16 protein-coding genes are annotated in these 16,431 nt (G+C 61.7%); 9 read left to right on the top strand and 7 right to left on the bottom strand.

What is annotated here, in order from left to right:
- Positions 1-48: 48 nt before the first annotated feature.
- From iscB to ACAty_RS14910, 4 genes are all read left to right on the top strand, one after another.
- On the top strand, positions 49-1,461 hold the full coding sequence (iscB, locus tag ACAty_RS09115; RefSeq protein WP_038472074.1) for an RNA-guided endonuclease IscB: 1,413 nt from the start codon (positions 49-51) through the stop codon (positions 1,459-1,461).
- A complete protein-coding gene (locus tag ACAty_RS09110) occupies positions 1,461-2,156 on the top strand; it encodes a hypothetical protein (RefSeq protein WP_038472071.1) in 696 nt (231 codons plus the stop codon). The genes iscB and ACAty_RS09110 overlap by 1 nt, the downstream gene beginning before the upstream one ends.
- A 40-nt stretch (positions 2,157-2,196) precedes the next feature.
- The gene (locus ACAty_RS09105) at positions 2,197-4,692 is read left to right on the top strand and encodes an N-6 DNA methylase (RefSeq protein WP_051620774.1); all 2,496 of its coding nucleotides are present in this window, start codon (positions 2,197-2,199) and stop codon (positions 4,690-4,692) included.
- Between the two features lie 113 nt (positions 4,693-4,805).
- Positions 4,806-6,032, top strand: a complete 1,227-nt coding sequence (locus ACAty_RS14910) for a restriction endonuclease subunit S (RefSeq protein ID WP_004872920.1) — start codon at positions 4,806-4,808, stop codon at positions 6,030-6,032.
- 207 nt (positions 6,033-6,239) lie between these two features.
- On the opposite strand, the gene ACAty_RS09095 is transcribed toward ACAty_RS14910, so the two are convergent.
- From ACAty_RS09095 to ACAty_RS16475, 6 genes are all read right to left on the bottom strand, one after another.
- Positions 6,240-7,952: a DUF2326 domain-containing protein gene (locus tag ACAty_RS09095; protein ID WP_004872918.1), complete on the bottom strand. Its 1,713-nt coding sequence runs from the start codon at positions 7,950-7,952 to the stop codon at positions 6,240-6,242.
- A complete protein-coding gene (locus ACAty_RS09090; protein ID WP_004872917.1) occupies positions 7,949-8,209 on the bottom strand; it encodes an ABC-three component system middle component 6 in 261 nt (86 codons plus the stop codon). The genes ACAty_RS09095 and ACAty_RS09090 overlap by 4 nt, the downstream gene beginning before the upstream one ends.
- Positions 8,175-9,116, bottom strand: coding sequence for an ABC-three component system protein (locus ACAty_RS09085; RefSeq protein ID WP_004872914.1), 942 nt, complete (start codon positions 9,114-9,116; stop codon positions 8,175-8,177). Before ACAty_RS09085 ends, ACAty_RS09090 begins: the two co-directional genes overlap by 35 nt.
- Before the next feature lie 112 nt (positions 9,117-9,228).
- Positions 9,229-9,906 (bottom strand): EAL domain-containing protein, encoded by a 678-nt coding sequence (locus tag ACAty_RS09080; protein WP_004872912.1) that lies wholly within the window; start codon positions 9,904-9,906, stop codon positions 9,229-9,231.
- Positions 9,903-10,676, bottom strand: coding sequence for a hypothetical protein (locus tag ACAty_RS09075; RefSeq protein ID WP_004872909.1), 774 nt, complete (start codon positions 10,674-10,676; stop codon positions 9,903-9,905). The genes ACAty_RS09080 and ACAty_RS09075 overlap by 4 nt, the downstream gene beginning before the upstream one ends.
- A gap of 16 nt (positions 10,677-10,692) precedes the next feature.
- Positions 10,693-11,136 carry a hypothetical protein gene (locus ACAty_RS16475; protein ID WP_226824382.1) on the bottom strand — a complete coding sequence of 148 codons (444 nt, stop codon included), beginning with the start codon at positions 11,134-11,136 and terminating at the stop codon, positions 10,693-10,695.
- A 219-nt stretch (positions 11,137-11,355) separates the two neighbouring features.
- On the opposite strand from ACAty_RS16475, the gene ACAty_RS09070 reads away from it, so the two are divergent.
- From ACAty_RS09070 to ACAty_RS09060, 3 genes are read left to right on the top strand one after another with little or no spacing between them, the layout of a single operon-like run.
- The gene (locus ACAty_RS09070; RefSeq protein ID WP_004872906.1) at positions 11,356-11,610 is read left to right on the top strand and encodes a hypothetical protein; all 255 of its coding nucleotides are present in this window, start codon (positions 11,356-11,358) and stop codon (positions 11,608-11,610) included.
- Positions 11,607-11,864 carry a hypothetical protein gene (locus tag ACAty_RS09065; protein WP_004872905.1) on the top strand — a complete coding sequence of 86 codons (258 nt, stop codon included), beginning with the start codon at positions 11,607-11,609 and terminating at the stop codon, positions 11,862-11,864. Before ACAty_RS09070 ends, ACAty_RS09065 begins: the two co-directional genes overlap by 4 nt.
- On the top strand, positions 11,854-13,032 hold the full coding sequence (locus ACAty_RS09060) for a carbon-nitrogen hydrolase family protein (protein ID WP_004872904.1): 1,179 nt from the start codon (positions 11,854-11,856) through the stop codon (positions 13,030-13,032). The genes ACAty_RS09065 and ACAty_RS09060 overlap by 11 nt, the downstream gene beginning before the upstream one ends.
- 434 nt (positions 13,033-13,466) lie before the next feature.
- Here the strand turns inward: ACAty_RS09060 and ACAty_RS09055 are convergent, their stop codons facing one another.
- On the bottom strand, positions 13,467-14,105 hold the full coding sequence (locus ACAty_RS09055) for a DUF3800 domain-containing protein (protein ID WP_169737327.1): 639 nt from the start codon (positions 14,103-14,105) through the stop codon (positions 13,467-13,469).
- 406 nt (positions 14,106-14,511) lie between these two features.
- Between ACAty_RS09055 and ACAty_RS09050 the strand changes: the two genes are divergently transcribed.
- Complete coding sequence (locus ACAty_RS09050; protein ID WP_004872901.1) at positions 14,512-15,204, top strand: VirB8 family type IV secretion system protein; 693 nt, start codon at positions 14,512-14,514, stop codon at positions 15,202-15,204.
- 302 nt (positions 15,205-15,506) lie between these two features.
- Positions 15,507-16,430: a TrbG/VirB9 family P-type conjugative transfer protein gene (locus ACAty_RS09045; RefSeq protein WP_038472066.1), complete on the top strand. Its 924-nt coding sequence runs from the start codon at positions 15,507-15,509 to the stop codon at positions 16,428-16,430.
- The last annotated feature ends 1 nt before the right edge of the window (position 16,431 follow it).

Here is a 16,431-nt window from a genome sequence, read left to right as displayed (position 1 = left end):
GACGGAAGTCTCCGCGTCACAAGGCCCGTAAGGGCATAGGAGGTTAAAATGGCGGTGCTTGTTTTGGACAAACGGAAGAGACCACTCATGCCGTGCTCGGAGAAACGGGCACGGTTGCTGCTGGAGAGCGGGCGGGCACGGGTGCATCGCATGGTCCCGTTCACCATCCGGCTGGTGGACAGGTTGCAGGCGGAATCCGTCCTGCAGCCGCTGCGGCTGAAACTGCATCCCGGCAGCAAAACCACTGGGATGGCGCTGGTGCGGGAGAAAGAAACCGTTGACGCAACCACGGGCGAAATTCTCCGCACTTTCACGGTGCTGATGCTGCTGGAACTGAAGCACCGGGGGCACGCGATCCGCGATGCCCTCACCCAGCGCCGGGCATTTCGCCGCCGCCGCCGCGGGAACCTGCGCTACCGTCCCGCCCGGTTTGACAACCGGACGAAGCCGGAAGGCTGGCTGGCGCCGTCTTTACAGCATCGGGTGGATACGATGCTGGCCTGGGTAAACCGGCTGATGCGTCTGGCGCCGGTGACGGCGCTGTCGCAGGAACTGGTGCGGTTCGACACCCAGGCCCTGCAGAATCCGGAAATCGCAGGCAGCGAGTACCAACAAGGCACCCTGGCCGGATACGAGGTCCGGGAGTATCTGCTGGAGAAATGGGGACGGGAATGCGCCTATTGCGGAGCGAAAAACACACCTCTGGAAATCGATCACATTCATCCCCGATCCAAAGGCGGCAGCAACCGTGTGAGCAACCTCACCATCGCCTGTCGCGACTGCAATCAGGCCAAAGGCAATATGCCATTGGAACAGTTTCTGGCGAAGGCTCCGGAGCGAGTCCGCAAGATACTGGCCCAGGCCAAAGCGCCGTTAAAAGATGCGGCGGCGGTGAACAGCACTCGCTGGGCACTGTTCCAACGCCTTAAAGCAACGGGTCTGGACGTGGAAGTCGCCAGTGGCGGCAGAACGAAGTGGAACCGACACCAGATGTCCATTCCCAAAGCCCATTGTCTCGATGCGGCTTGCGTGGGGTGTGTTGACGCCATCCAAAACTGGCAGCAACCAGTTCTCGGCATTAAAGCCACCGGACGCGGCAGCTATCAGCGCACGCGGCTGACGAAACACGGTTTTCCGCGCGGGTACTTGACCCGAAGCAAAAGCGTCTTTGGTTTCCAGACGGGTGACCTGGTGAAAGCCATCGTCACGACCGGAAAGAAAACGGGCACCTATCTGGGCCGCGTCGCTATCCGTGCCAGTGGCAGCTTCAACCTCCAGACCGGAAACGGTCTGGTGCAGGGTATCCATCACCGCTTTTGCGCGCTGATTCAGCGGGCGGACGGTTATGGATATTTGTGGACCAAGATAGCACTCGACAGAGGAGATGCGGGACTGGGGCAGGCTACGCCTGCCGCGCTATCCCTCCCCGGCATGAATGCCGGGGTTTCCCGCGCAAACTGATGAAAGAGATTTTCCAGGTGACTTGGCTGGATGGTGCCCATGGCCTCTCCCGGTACGAGGGTAAACCATGCGAAGCGACATTGGCCGATCTGGCTATACAGGTCGGTTCGTTGTGTCTGACGCGCAACACGATCTTGGATAACGGAGAATGGTACGCGCGAGAAACGGTGCGACTCTGTATGCACCCTTTGGCCCATTGGTTCGCCTGGAACTTCTATCGGCTTCTGTACGAACCGTTGCCAGAAACCCAAGGGCGGGAACTCGCTCTGGAATGGCTTATGGCCCACGATATGGCCTATGTGGGTGACGGCTTTATCTGGCCGCCACTGCGTATCTATTCGAATGGAGCGAGAGTGACGCTGCGCATCAACAGGACGCAGGTTCGGAATCTTGACCCGGTTCAGTACACCAATACCGCTTCAGTCATTTTGCCCATTCGGGTCGTTGAGGATCAAATCCTGCGTTTCCTGAAAACGTGCGACACCCGCTTAATGGATATGGGGATAAAGGATTCTCCGTTCCAGGTGGTCTATCGGGAACTCGATTTCGAACCTTGGTTGGTTACCCTGGATAAAGGAAAAAAAAGGAAATTGCGGCTAATGGCGAATCGACCTTTATCTCGGAGAAGAGTGGAACCGGAAGACCATCTTCTAACGGCGATGTTGAATAACATCGTTGTCCAGAGGTCTGAATAGCGCATTCGAACCACTGCAGGAAAAAGAGCGAATACCACCCATGGTAGATACCAGAAAGCCCACCTATATCCCAGGATCGTCGTTCCCAAACGAGTCCGATGCACTCCATCAGGAAGGCAACTGGCTGTGGATTCCGTTGTGCAAGGAGTGGCGTGACGTCACCAACAAGCCAGAGGAAATCGTCCGGCAGAAATTCATCCGCACGCTGGTGGACCATTACGGCTACGTGCTGGAGCAGATGGATCAGGAGCGGCGCACGCAGCATGGCCATAAAAGCCCGCGTGCCGACATCGTAGTCTGGCAAACGGCCATGGAAAAGGAAGCCGGACGCACGCCCGTTCTGGTCGTCGAATGCAAGACCGACACCATCGAAATTCAGGAGCGCGACTACTACCAGGGCGAGTCCTACACCCGCGCCACCGGCTGCGAGTTTTTCATCGCCACCAATGCGCGGCACACAGCCGTGTTCAAGCTGGTGCCTGGTCTGCCGGGGGAATTCGTTGCCATCAACGAGATTCCCAAGGCCACGGACTGGGGCTCGGCCCGCCGGCTGAAGGAAATCCGCGAATCCCTGCGCGCCTTCAACCGCAAGGAGTTTCAGGATTTGCTGTTCGTCTGCCATAGCATCTTGCGCGACGTACACAAAATGGACCCGGGCCGCGCCTTCGACACCATCTCCAAAATCCTGTTCATCAAGATGTACGTGGAGCGTTCCGGCCAGCACGGCACCTTCACCACAGACTACATCGACCGCCGCGCCGCCGTCCGTTTGCCTACCGACCCAGCGGTGCACGACGGACTGTTCGAGCAGACCAAGGCTTACTACAAAGCGGACGATCTCTTTGCCGCATCCGACAAGCTCGACATCTCAGAGGAAACCTTCCGTCGCATCGTCAAGCAACTGGAACGCTTCGATCTCTCCAAGACCGGAGACGACATCAAGGGCCTCGCCTTCGAGAAGTTCCTTGGCACCACCTTCCGTGGCGAATTAGGTCAGTTCTTTACCCCACGCCCAGTGGTGGAGTTCATGGTCGATCTGCTCAACCCGCGGGAAGGCGAACGGATCTGCGATCCGGCCTCCGGCTCCGGCGGTTTCCTGATCCGCGCCTTCGAGCACGTGCGCGCCCAGATCGTGGCCGACATCCAGCGCCAGAAGGATGAAGAGCGTGCCCGCATCGAAGCGCTGGGCCTGCCCGAGGAGGAGGAAGAACGGCAGATCGAGGAAGCCTTTTCGCGCCTGAACCGCGAGCTGCTTCCCAGCGACGACAACAATAAGCCCATCGACACCCGCGTCGGGCGTCTTGCCTGGCAATGCATCTACGGCACCGATGCCGAACCGCGTGCCGCCCGCACCGCCAAGATGAACATGATCATGCATGGCGACGGGCACGGTGGCATCCATTATCACGACGGTCTGCTCGACATCAACGGTATCTTCGGTGGGCGGTTCGACGTGGTGCTCACCAACCCGCCGTTTGGCTCCAACGTTGGGCGCGACCAGAAGGTCGGCGGCAGCGATGAAACCCGCGTGCCCAAAGACGAAGCCTATCTGGCACGCTGCCGCGAGGGCGGCTACGGACCAGCCTGGGAAGAAAGCCATCAGAGCCTGCTCGCCGCCGCTGCCGCCAGGAAGCCCATCCTGGATCTGTTTGAGATCGGCAAGGGCAAGAAAAACCGCCCAACCGAGCTGATCTTTGTCGAGCGCTGCCTGAATCTCCTCAAGCCCGGCGGGCGCATGGGCATCGTGCTGCCCGATGGAAATCTCAACAATCCTTCGCTCGCCTGGCTGCGCCGCTGGGCCGAGGGCAAAGCCAAGCTGCTGGCCGTGGTCAGCCTGCCGGAAGCAACCTTCCGCTCCAGCAACGCCACGGTCAAAGCCTCGCTGGTGTTCCTGCGCAAGTTCACGGAAGCGGAGGCTGCGCAATGGGAGGCTGCCTGGGCGCAAGCGCATGCGGAGCTGGATGCCCGTTTCGACCAGCAGCGCGACGAAGCCCATGCTGCATACGCGCCGCGCATCGTCTGCGGGGACGATGCCGAAGTGCAACGCCTGCTCGACGAACTGGCGGCTCTGGGCATACAACGCACGCTGCTGCGTTGGCAGCACGGCGAGGCGCCTGCCTATCCACGGCAAGCCAGGCCAACCGTGCAAAACAAGCCGGCATGGACTGGCGAGGCCGCCAAGGAACACAAGGAACACAAGAAGGCCGCCGCCGAACTGAAGAAACAGGCCGACGCCGCGCTGGCCGCCGTGCGAAAGCGCAGCGACGCCCTGTTCTCGGAGCTGAAGGCGAAGTACAAGGCCATCGACGAAGCCCACACCGCCGCCCTGTGGGCGCGGGTGCGCGAGCGGTTTGACTATCCCGTATTCGTTGCCGCACCCAAGAGCGTTGGCATCACCTCCACCGGGGAAACCGGCGAGGGTGTGGCAAACGATCTGCCCGAGCTGCTCAAAGCCTATCGAGAGTTCGCGCATTGGTTAGCACAAGGCGCGCAGCCGGAGGCAACGCCAAATTTTCCGGGGCCCTCCACTGCGTAATCCGGCGGTGGAGGGAGATAGAACGCTGGATTGAAGATGAAGCTGGCTCGGTACGGGCCAGCGGCTTCCCTGTGTCACCGCTGAGGGATGTCGTTATCCCGCGCCATGAGCCGGTGCGTGTCAATGGTGCGCTCGGCGACTGGCAGTCCATCACCATCAAGTTCTCGGGCGAGGTGCTGCCGCGCGAGCGTGCCGAGGCCTTCAAGGGGTCGATGTTCGCTGCTTATCCTGGAGACCTCGTGTTCTCGAAAATCGATGCGCGCAATGGTGCGGTCGGGCTAATTCCATCGAGCATCCCCAAGGCGGTGGTCACTAGCGAATATCCGGTCTTTACACCGAGGGCAGATAAGCTGCGCCCCGCATACCTGCACCATTTGCTGCGGGCGGATCACTTCAAGGGCGAGCTGCAGCGCAAAGCATCCGGCACCAGTGGCCGCAAGCGCGTCACGCCGGAAGGTTTCCTGAGTCTCGAAATTCCCGTCCCTTCGCTGGCAGAACAGGATGTGCTGATTACCGCCTACGCTGACGCACTGACCCGCGCCGAGCAACTGGAACGGGAGGCCGAAGCCATCGAGCGCGCTGGCTGGCTGGCCTTCGAGACCGCTTTGGGCGTGGCTCCGCCACCGCCCTTGCCGGATCGTCCGGTATTCGTGGCGCGGTTCAAGGACGTGGAGCTATGGAGCCACGAGGGCATGTTGCGCGCTACTGTGGGCGATCAAGGGGTACGTGTTGCGACGTGCCCCATTGTCGAACTCGGAACCGTCGCAGCCGTCAGCTATGGTCTTCAGAAGTCGCCAACAAATCGTCCGGGGACGCACGCGCGCCCCTACCTGCGCGTGGCGAACGTGCAGCGCGGACGCTTGATCCTGGACAAGATAAAGACGATCAATGTCCCCGATGCCGACATGGCGAGCCTGCGTCTTGAAGTCGGCGACATCTTGTTTGTCGAAGGAAACGGAAGTCGCGCCGAGCTTGGCCGGGTGGCGCTCTGGAACGGCGAGATCACGGACTGTGTTCACCAAAACCACATCATCAAAGCCCGGCCGCAACAGTCCCTTCTGCTGCCGGAGTTCGCCATGGCGTGGTTCAACAGCGAGGCCGGCCGCGATCACTTCTTCAAGTCTGGCAAGACCACCAGCGGATTAGGAACGATCAACTCGAGCGTCATTCGGACAGCCCCGATTCCCCTGCCGTCCATTGCAGTTCAGAAGGCCCTGATTTCGGAGTTGAGTGCGGCTGACACGAGTGCGCAGGCGAAGCGCTCTGAGGCCGCCACTCTGCGTCAATCTGCCTGGGCCGCGTTCGAATCGGCGCTTTTTGTGCCCGCTGAGCCAAGCTAAGACTCGACTGCTCCCACCCCGGCTTCGGCGATTTTCCGAAAGAAAAGGAGCGTCCTTCCTGGGTCGGCTTCCCAGGTCTGGGTCCGCGCGAGTCCCTTGGGTGAGGCGGGATGCAGTATGGCATAGAGTTGCTCGGGTATTTTTTCGACTAGCTGGGAAGACTCCCCAGGTCTCGGGGACGACGCTGAGCGCGTGGCATTTTAATCATCATGCGGTCCGGCTTCCCACGCCGAAGCGTACCCCCAGCAGCTTGTGCTCGTCGGCATCACCCAAGAGACGCACGATCACAGCCTCATCCAGCGCCTGCGCCTCCTGCGGCGAGAGCATCTCGCGCGTGGAGGCGAAGTTTTCTGTGTTGATCGAGACGATGTACTGCATGTCCGAGGCTTGCAGTTCGCGCATCGTGAGGCTAAGCCAGGCAGCGCGCTGGTGTGGATCCACGGGGTCGAACAGGCCGTTGTCGTGCCACAGGTGGCGCATGGTGTGGTGTGCGCCGTAGCGGTAGATGAGCCAGTCGAACGCCATGACGCGCACTGCGTTGATGCCGTCGGAGTTCTGACTTTGCACCTGCACCGCCAGGTTGTAGCGCAACTTATTGTTCGGGTTTAGGTTGTTTTCCAGCGTGATGCCGCAGGGCTCATTCGGGTAGAGGGTGTGGATCATCTCACGATAGCGTCGGTCGGCCCAGTCAATGGGGCGTGTGGCCAAGTAGTCGCTGGCGCGGCGGCTGTCCTCGGCATCCTGTTCCTGGATCTCGATGCGTTCTCTCTCCCAAGCAGACTTGGCGTCCTCGTAGCGGCACAGCCGCTCGACATCTGCGCGCATCTGCGCCAAGCGCTGCGCCACTGCAACATAATCGTCCATGGCGTGGTGCCTACCCAGATAGGCAAGCGCCTCGTCGCGTTGGCGTGCGGCTTCGCGGCGTTCCTGCTCGATGCGCTGGCGCTGTTGGGTGAGCGCGATGCGGTCGCGTTCGAGCCGCCGCTGGCGCTGTTCGGCTAGCGAGCGGTGAAACGACTCGACTGCCTCGAAGTGCGCCAGCATCTCGGGCTTGAACACGTGCTCAAGGCCCCGGTAAAAGCTCAGCAAGGCTTCACGGGTGATGTCTGGCCTTCTGTCGAGCGCCCGCTCGATGCCCTTGAGCTGAAAATCGATGCGCGCAAGCTGCGCTTCGTGCTGGCGCAGTGCTTCGGTGAATCGCTGGGCATCCTGGCGCACCTGCTCGTAGTCGTCGGCGACCTGCATGGCATCCAGTCGGCGCTGCCACTCATCGATATTTCTTTTCAGTTCGGCAATTTGCGCCTGCGTCGCCATGCCAGTGCGCAGCAGGTCACGCAGGCGGCTGTCGGCCTGGGCAAGCAGCTTCAGGTTGGCGTCGAGCTGCAACAGGCGCTCGCGGCGCGCGATCTTGCCCAGCGCCAGATCGATGTCGAGCCCAAGCAAGTAGAGGGTATGCACGAGGCCCTGATGTTTCTCCTCATGCCCGAGCGCCACGGGGTCGAGTAAATCCTGACGCTCCACGCGCGCAAAACGCCGATAGAGGCTGCGGAAGGTCAAGCCGCCCCGTTGCGGCAGCACGAACGGACCGTGGCAGTTGAGCCAGTCGCGCACCAAACGCACGCTCAGCGACTCGCCGTCAATGGTGATGTCGGACCCATCGCCATTGCGTTCAATGCGGTGTTTCTGAGCACCGATCTCGAACTCCAGTGCAAAGCGCCAGTCGCCAACGCCATGTTTCAGCTCTTGACGAGGGTGCGCCCCTAGGCAGTGGTGCACCAGGCGCAGCGCTAGTGTCTTGCCCACGCCATTGGAACTGCCCTGCTCTTGCTGCGCGTCGCCCACCAGCACGGACAGGCCGCTGGGTCGAAACACCAGAGGCTTGAAGCTTGGCCGGTCGCAGCTGAGGCAGATGAGCCTCATGCCACAAGCTCCACACGGTCACCGTCCGTCAGGCGGGCTGCCCCGATGGCGTAGAGTAGCGTCACCGCCAGAGCAAGTTCGCCCATGTCGGGCCGCGAGGGCAAAAGGCTGTCCGGCCGCTCAAGCTGCGCCAGCAGCTCGTCGAGTGTGCGTGGCGCATCGGCAAGCAGCGTGCGAACATACCCCGCTAGCCCGACCAGGCTGTCGGCAAAGCGGATGTGCTCATGCGGTGCGACCGCTAGTTCCAGGTGTGTCATAGACGTCGCAGGTTTCAAAATACTTGGCCAGCACCGTTTCGGCGGCCTCGCGGTAAGCCTTGAGCACGATCGGGCGCTTCCGCGCGTCAGGCGGAATGATGCGCTTGATCATCCAGACATAGCGCAGCGCTGCGGCGTCTTCGTCAACTTCCGCAATGCTTTGCTGGCTTTTGGCGTACAGCACGCGCAGCTCTTGCGCTACCGCCTGCGCAAGTGCCGGGTCGCGCACCTGGAAGAAGGCATCGACGCTGCCGACCTGATAGGACAGGCTGCGCAGCCTGTCGGCGGCGAAACCATCGAGGCCGTTGAAGCGGATTTTTTCGTCAAAGTCCGGCGCGAGGCGCTTGGAGATGTCACCCCAGCCTGCATCGTAGCGCGCGAGATGTTCGAGCACCTCAGCCACGGCGCGGGGGTCGATCCAGTCGGGCAGATCCCCTGGCACACCCTGTACGATCAGCGTACGCGCCTCGGCCGCAAGCCCGCGAAACAGACCGAGGAGATGGCCAGCGCCTATGGCCTGGCAATCGATGCCGGTTTCGCGTTGCATAGCGTTCAGCTCATCCAATACGCTCGCGGGGATCCCCCGGAAGCGGTCGTTGAGCACGAAGCGGTAGGACTTCAAGTCAGGGTAATGCCGTCGCAACTTGGCAAAATCCGCGTGTGCCTTGCGCGCTGCTTCCCGCTCCTGGACGTTAGCCGGCCCATAGACTTGAAAAAAAACGCCAAGGCTGCGCACATAGCCATCATTGCCGTGATCGCCCACTGATCCAGACGGGCGAACCGGCACGAAATCCTGGTAGTGTGCCATCAGCACATCGGCCACCAAACGCTGGAACGCCTCGCCCATGGCTTCATAAAGTTGCAGCTTGAAGTGTATAGCCAGCCAGTAGTCGTCGCGCGTCCACATAAGAGCACTTTAGCACCGATGCTTGGCGTCTGGCCATCGCCCCTCCAAGGCGTCCAGGAAGGACCGCCAGGAGGACAGATAGAGACGATATCCGTCCTTACTTGTGTGTCGCTCAGAGCACGTTGCGCGGAGTCCGTTTTTGCGCGATTGGCTTGGTCCACCAAAATCCTTGCCCATAACCCACACCGTATTCCCGGGCAGCGTCCAGATGCTCGGCTTTTTCGATCCACTCGACGATGCAGCCCATCCGGTTTTCGTTGGCCATATCGACGATGCGGCGCAAACCATCCAGGGTGAGCGGATCGGTGAGCGCGCGATGGAAAAAGTTGCCGTCCACCTTGATCCAGTCGGGCCGGATCTGGGTGATGCGCCAGAGGCTGTCGAGGCCCGCCGAGCCCACGTCGTCGATGGCGATCTCGACTCCAAAATCTTCCCGCAAGCAGGCAAACAGATTCACGGCGTCGCGAGAAATTACCTTGGCGCTTTCCGTCCACTCGATGACCAGCCGGCGATGTGTCTCCCGACAGCGCCGCGCCAGCGCCACCCACAAGGGCTGGAAGTGGGAGCAGGACAACTGCCCGGTGTCGGCGTTGACGGAAATGAATCGGTCGTCCGGGGTCTTGGCCACCGGTACCTTCTCGACCATGGCCATGACCACGACCAGCCAGTCTTTCTTACGGTCGGGCAGGGGCCGGTGATCCAGGAGCCATTCTTCGCCCAGAATGGCCCCATCGCGCAGCCGGACGATGGGTTCACGGCGAAAGGCAATACTGGAAGGGCTGAGGGTCACAGCGCGGACTCCTCCAGTCGCTCGACGGTGAGCGGATCCCCAGCTACCCCGATCTTGCGCAGGTAGTCGAGTATCTGCGCTTCCGTCGCCTGTGCCCGGATGTAGCTCACGTACACCCGGTCCCCAATCTCGTTGCTCTGCACCAGCACTCCAGACGGCAAATCCCGCAGATCGTCCGGAGCAAGCGGTCGCATCGAACGGACCAGAAAATCGTCCGACCCCACCTTGCCATCGGCGTACAGCACCCGAATGGCATTGACCCACAGGGTCGAGACGGTGTAGGCCAGCCGCTGGGCCAGTATCTGCGCCATGGGGCCATCGGGTTCCAGCATGGCGGCGTGCAGGCTGGCCGGGTCAAAGGGTTCACCCGAAAAGTGGTAATCGAACAGCACCTGGTTGGCATCCCGGCGCACGATGGAACATCGCTCCCCATTGAACGACTGCGCCAGGACATCTTCGAGCCAGGTGATCCCGTTTTTCCCTTGCAAGGCCGCACAGGGCAAGAAGAGTCCCACGCGCGTGTCTCCCGGCACCAGAGCCAGGCTCACAGCACCGGGAACGGCGATACCGGGAATCGCGCCATCGGCATACCACAGCCCCAGGGATTTCTGCGCCTTCTGCGGTCGCAGATCGGGAATACCCCCAACGGCCCAGTTTCCGAAACTCTGGTGTTCTCCAATCAGGATTTCCATCGCCTCGAACAGGTGGGCGTAAAAATTCCGTAATGGCTCAGAAATTCCCGGCTTTGTGGGTTTTGCGGCATCCGACATGCGTACTCCTTCGGGTTCAAAGAATCCAGTAGTGCAGCATCCCGGCCACATCGATCAGGCAAAACACGATCTGACTCGAGAGCAGGGACATCGAGGGCAGGCGCAGGGCATAAAAGACCCACAGGGTATTGGCCACGCTCCAGCCCACGAAGAGCCAGCGCATGGGTGGGTTGCCGTCCAGGGCAAGTAGCAATGCGCAGAGGATGGTAATAGCGCTGGCAACCGCTCCGGCGATACGGGTCGTGGCGCAACCCGGGCCGCCGGCAGCAGTTGCATTATCAGGCCCGCCGCCTGCAAGGCCCCCTGCGGGGAGCAATCCCCCTGCGGGGCGCAATCTCCCTGCGGGGCGCAATCTCCCTGCGGGGCGCAGCCCGCCGCCTGCAAGGCTGCCGTCTGCAAGGCCCCCCTGCGGGGCGCAGCCCGCCGTAATTTCCTCCTTCTCCGTGGATAGCATTCCCAAGCTTTGGTCCTGAGCCAATGGTTGTTCTGGTATAGCTCCTTCTCGTGGATATAGCTTTCACCACCGCGCCCCACCGCCAGCAGGCGTGCCGCCGGCAGGACCGCCGTCCGCAGGACCCCCTGCGGGGCGCAGCCCGCCGCCTGCAAGGCCTGCCGCCTGCAAGGCCTGCCAAGGGGATGCGCTATACCGATGCAGAAGCCGTGTGAAGGAGGAATTCTGGTGCATTGGGTTGCGGATTCGTTGTTGGAGCAGGACGTGTTACGCGACCGGCAGTTCATCGCGTCGGTGCTGCTGGATGCGGTCGAGACCTCTTTTCGACCGGGCGAATTGGAAGCACGGAAGTGGTTGCATGGCTGGTTGGCCTGCCGGCTTTTCCTGCTGCTCGACATTTCCCCCGATGCGGCACTCGAACGGCTGCAGGTCAAGTGGGCGCGGATTGATGGGAGCCAAAAGAAGGTGGAGGTGCTGCATTGATCGAGAAAACCGGAGCAGTCGAACCCATCGCCACCATCCGTTCCCGTTCGGGACGGGTCTGGAACGTGTTGTCCTGGTCGGGAGAGACTAGGATCGTAGCGGGCGAGTACGACCAGTTTGCGTCCCGTATCCGCAACGCCATTGCCTTTGGGACGGTTCTGGTCGAATCCGCCGACCCGGCGTTTCGCCGGAAATGGGAGAGCATCGCCGCAAAGGTGGCCCAGGAAGCAGCACTTGCGTCGGATGCTGGCTGAGCACAGGGATGCTTTCCTCAAGGTCCTGGGCTCCATGGCGGTGGCGGCGGCGCTGGGAGCGTCGTGGATGCTGCCGCTGCACTGGGTTGGACCCGCGCTGTCGATCGTCCTGGTTTGGCTCGTTCGGATTCAGGGAAAAACCTGGATGCGCTTTGCCGTCGCCCTGTCCTACTATGCTGCGGGCAGCATTGGGTTGGTGCGCGGGGTGGCGGTGTTTTTCGGTAGCCACGCGCCCATCTGGGAGGGAGCGGCCTTGTGGCTTGGGTCCGCCACGGCCCTGGCCATGGGGTGGACGGTTGCCGACCGTCCGTGGAAGGCGGCGCTGGTCTTGCTCTTCGATGCCTTGGTGCCGCCCATGGCCTTTTTCGACTGGATGTCACCGCTCGCGTCCGCCGGGTTCTTCTTTCCGGGATCCGGCGTATGGGGAATAGGGCTTCTGCTGGCAGTCGTCATCGGACTCGGGCGACGCCTGGATTGGCTGGCACTGGCACTACTCACCCTGCTTCTGGGGTTCAATCTCCTGTGGTTCCGTCCGGGTATGGTGCCTGCAGGGTGGCGAGGTATCGACCTCGACATGGGGCCGGCGGTCCCCAACGTGCAGGCCAATCTGGCGCGGCATCGGCGCATTCTGGAAGAGACCCTGGCGAAGGGGCGGGGAGCACGGGTGCTCTTGCTCCCAGAAACCCTGGAGACCGATTGGGCCGGTAATGCCTGGGCCATACAACAGGCGGTGCCCAGGGGCCAGATTTGGCTCATGGGCCTGTCGGTACCGCGACAGGTCGGCCTATTGACGGACTCCATCGTTGCCTTTCAAAAAGGCAAGGCCCCTGAGGTGCTGTTCGATTCCGCTTTTCCGGTACCCGTATCCATGTGGCACCCCTGGTCGCGGGGCACAGGCTACGTCGACAGCCAGAATGTGGGGTATCGGGCCGCCTGGTGGGAACCCGTGCGAAAGATCGACGGTGTGCGGGCCTGGGCGAGTATCTGCTACGACCAGCTCTTGCCCTTCGTGTGGATGGAAGCCCTGATTCAGCAACCGCAGGTGGTTTTGCTGACCAACAACGAGTGGTGGGCGCAGGGTACCGGGATTCCTCTGGTGCAGCGCAACACCGCCTGGGCGTGGGGAAGGCTTTTGGGAGCGCCGGAGATCGAGGCGGAAAATAGGTAAGTCCCGAGTCACGGGTCACGGGTCGCGGGTCGGTTGCTCGCCGTAGGGGCGAGTACTCCCGGTGGGGATTTTCCCAGAAAAATCTTGTGGTTTTGAATCCGCTCCGCACGGCGGGCCTTACCCGGTTGTTGTGCTCCGTTTTTCCGCGCTAGTTGCTTGTTGGATCATTATTGTGCTAGCCTAATGTCGGGAACGGGAATGCCCGTTCGGCGGTCGTCGCCTGGTGTAACCGGGGGCGGCCGTTTTCATTGGGCGAGCGCCTGACCCATGGCGCACCCCGACGGTTTCCGGCACCCGAAGAGCTCCCTTGCGTCCTGCAGGGGAAGAGGGTAAACTTCCGATCAAAGGTTCCCCCCCGATGACAAGAGCCCAAGGGGCTCTCTCCGGCGACGGAGTAGTCGGGGGGGTCAATTTTTTCCGGGCAAGACTTGGCATCAGTAGTAGTACCTCGTGCCGGTGCGAAAAATGTCGAACTCGCTGCGCACCGCAGCTCTGATCCGGTCGTAGTGCTCCGTTTCACTCCGCTGCCACTTTCTGAACACCGCCCAGCAGCAATAGTCCGCCACCTGCAAGCCGTAGTGCGAGCGTGACGCGTGATGCAGGATGCGGTAACTCATCCCCGCCGGAAGCATCTTGGCCAATGCCTGCTGGATGGCCTTTTCGATGGCTTGCCGCTTCTTCTGAACCGGAACGGTGTCCGTGATGACGATGACCTCTTCCGCCCCCGACTCGATCTCTTTGGGCAGGACGAACTTGAGCAGGTAGCCCAGCATCTCCGGGTAGAAGCGCCTATCCTCGCGCAATGCCGGAACGGTCTTGGGCTTCTCCACGATCAGACTGTCGATGCGCAGACCGTCCAGATGCCCGGCGATCAACTCGAATACACGGCCGCGCACCCGCGGATTGTCCTCAGCGCAGTGGAAATATTCGGTGTCGAGCCCGAATTCCAGGCAATCGTGCTTGTAGTCATCCAGCGGACCATGCGCGGTGAAGGGGCGCCGCGTGCTTACGCTGGTCAGCACGAAGTAGCAGGTGCCCTTCGGGCTGAAGTCGAAATTGCCCGCTCTAAACAGAAAGGCTCCGACCCGTAAGCCGGAGCCTTGGTGATAGGGTGGCAGACCCTGAGTTCCACGCGTTCACACCGCGCTTAGGAGCCCTTTGCATCGGGGTCCGGAGTGGCTCAGGAATTACCCGCGGCTGGATGAAACGATAGGTCGATCGCCCGTTAATGTCAATACCGCGCGGCGTAGCCCGTGCGCCTCGTGGGGTGCTGCGCCCGGCACGGGCCCTGCCGGCGGCACGCCTGCGCACGGCAGGGGCTGCACCCGGCAGGGGGTCCTGCGGACGGCAGGGCTGCGGACGGTATGTCTGCGCCCGGCGATTCTGCCCCGCGCAGCGGTGCGCCCCGCAGGGGGACTCGCGACCTATCGTTACCCCCCTCTGCTATACCAAGGCGAACGGAACGTTTCAGGGGCAGGTATGGCAGACCAAGGCAAGGAAACCGGTAAGACCAAAGAGGAATACCTCCTCGCACGCCGGGAATGGCTCGAACGCTACGGGGACTACATTGCTCAGGCCCGCAACTGGCGGACCATGGCCTTCGTCTCCATCGGCATCGCTCTGGTGTTCGGTGCCGGCATGGTGTACGAGGCGGATCGGGTGCATGTGGTCCCCTACGTGGTCGAAGTGGACAAGATGGGCGACACCGTGCATCTGGCCGAAGCCGTGCGGGCCGGGACCTACGACCTGCCGGTCGTGCGCCACGTCATCGCCAACTGGGTGCGCCGGGTGCGCGAACGGCTCCCCGTCGTCGCGGCAGAAAAGCAGATCTATACCTCCACCTACGACATCGTCGGAAACAAGGAGAGTCAGGCGCTGACGGCCTATTACCAGCGCCACAACCCGTACTCCAACTACAGCAAGAACCTGGGCGGGCGAACGGTGGAGATCACCTCGATCTTGCCCCTGGGTACCCCAACCGCCAAGGGCGGCACGATGCAGGTGCAGTGGACGGAAACCCAGTATGGCTCTGGCGGAGAAATCCAGTGGCAACGCGATTACGAGGGGAACGTCACCTACCGCATCGAGCCCGTTTCCAATAACCCCAAGATCCTCAAGGTCGATCCCTTCGGCATCTTCATCACCAACTTCAACTGGAACCGGATTCCCTAATGGAGCAGGGCATGCGTAAAACCCACATTCTCCCGGTCGTATCGGCAGCGGTTGCTCTACTGGTCAGCGCCTCGAGCAGCGCGGGGGTGGTGACTTCCCCGTCTTCCTCCCTTCCTCCCCAAAGCAGCACCCCTGCGGGCCCTGCGGGCAGCAATAACCCTGCGGGGGGCAACTCGCCGTCCGCAGGACTGCCGTCCGCAGGACCTGCCGCCCCCAATGGGATCCCTGGTGAAGTGCCTCCGATATCTGGCCAGGCTCAGGCAATGCCATCGGGTGGAAACCCTTCGGGCGGGAATCCAGGCGTGGCCACTGTCCAGCAACCGAATGCCCAGCCGACGGTAGGGAAACCCGAGAGTTCGACGGAGGTCTGGGAGCAGGCTATTCAGGCACCCCCGGAAGGGAAGATCTCGAAGCTCAGCAAGCAGGCTGCGGAAGAGGCACTCATGCAGGCCTACCAGGCCGGACGGCTGCGTAACCTTCCGCCCATCGTTGGCACCAACGGCGAGATCCTCTACGCCTATGGCCAGTCTTATCCCACCCTGGTCACGGCTCCCCTGCATACGTCCATCATCGTGCTGCAGCGAGGCATGCAAGACCCCAAGGGGGTTGGCCTCTCTCCCGCCTATTGGCAAACGAACACCCTGATGGTCGGCAATCAGCCGGAACTTGCCATCACGCCGCGGTTTGCCGGACTGCACGGGAACCTCATCATCACCGGCACGTCGCCCTCCGGCAAGCCGATGAATTACCCCATCGAGGTGGTGAGCGACAAAAACCGCTATACCCCCATGGTCGGCTTCTACTATCCCGAGGACATCCTGATACGTTGGCAGGCTTCGGCTAAACGCCAGGCCAATTTCCAGAAAAAGGTCCAAGCCGAAACGGTAGCCGTACTGCCTTCCATCGATCCAAGCGATCTCGACTTTCGCTGGAAAATGCGCTGCGCTGGCGGGGGTTGGTTCAGCAACAGCGATTGCCGGTCCATCCTGCCGGAGCGGGTCTTTGACGACGGCAAACAGACCTTCATCCAATTCCGACCGGGGCAGGGAAGCCACGGCGGCATCCCCTCGATACTGGCCGAGAACGCCGCAGGACAAAACGCCATCGTGAATACCACGTTCCGCGATGGGTACTACATCGTCGATGGGGTACCGCCCAAAATCCTGCTCATTGCCGGCAAAGGCGATTCCGGCAAGGTCGTCAAAATCGTGCACGAGGGACATTGAC

This window comes from Acidithiobacillus caldus ATCC 51756 (assembly GCF_000175575.2).
GTDB lineage: Bacteria > Pseudomonadota > Gammaproteobacteria > Acidithiobacillales > Acidithiobacillaceae > Acidithiobacillus_A > Acidithiobacillus_A caldus.
The sequence above is the reverse complement of the archived record's forward strand: the minus strand, read 5'-3'. Positions and strand labels throughout refer to the sequence as shown.

What these genes read in the sequence shown, in the direction of transcription:
- ACAty_RS09095 (WP_004872918.1), bottom strand. Translation starts at nt 7,952, where the DNA reads ATGAGGCTCATCTGCCTCAGCTGCGACCGGCCAAGCTTCAAGCCTCTG.
- ACAty_RS09110 (WP_038472071.1), top strand. Translation starts at nt 1,461, where the DNA reads ATGAAAGAGATTTTCCAGGTGACTTGGCTGGATGGTGCCCATGGCCTC.
- ACAty_RS09075 (WP_004872909.1), bottom strand. Translation starts at nt 10,676, where the DNA reads ATGTCGGATGCCGCAAAACCCACAAAGCCGGGAATTTCTGAGCCATTA.
- ACAty_RS09085 (WP_004872914.1), bottom strand. Translation starts at nt 9,116, where the DNA reads ATGTGGACGCGCGACGACTACTGGCTGGCTATACACTTCAAGCTGCAA.
- ACAty_RS09090 (WP_004872917.1), bottom strand. Translation starts at nt 8,209, where the DNA reads ATGACACACCTGGAACTAGCGGTCGCACCGCATGAGCACATCCGCTTT.
- iscB (WP_038472074.1), top strand. Translation starts at nt 49, where the DNA reads ATGGCGGTGCTTGTTTTGGACAAACGGAAGAGACCACTCATGCCGTGC.
- ACAty_RS09105 (WP_051620774.1), top strand. Translation starts at nt 2,197, where the DNA reads ATGGTAGATACCAGAAAGCCCACCTATATCCCAGGATCGTCGTTCCCA.
- ACAty_RS09060 (WP_004872904.1), top strand. Translation starts at nt 11,854, where the DNA reads ATGCTGGCTGAGCACAGGGATGCTTTCCTCAAGGTCCTGGGCTCCATG.
- ACAty_RS09050 (WP_004872901.1), top strand. Translation starts at nt 14,512, where the DNA reads ATGGCAGACCAAGGCAAGGAAACCGGTAAGACCAAAGAGGAATACCTC.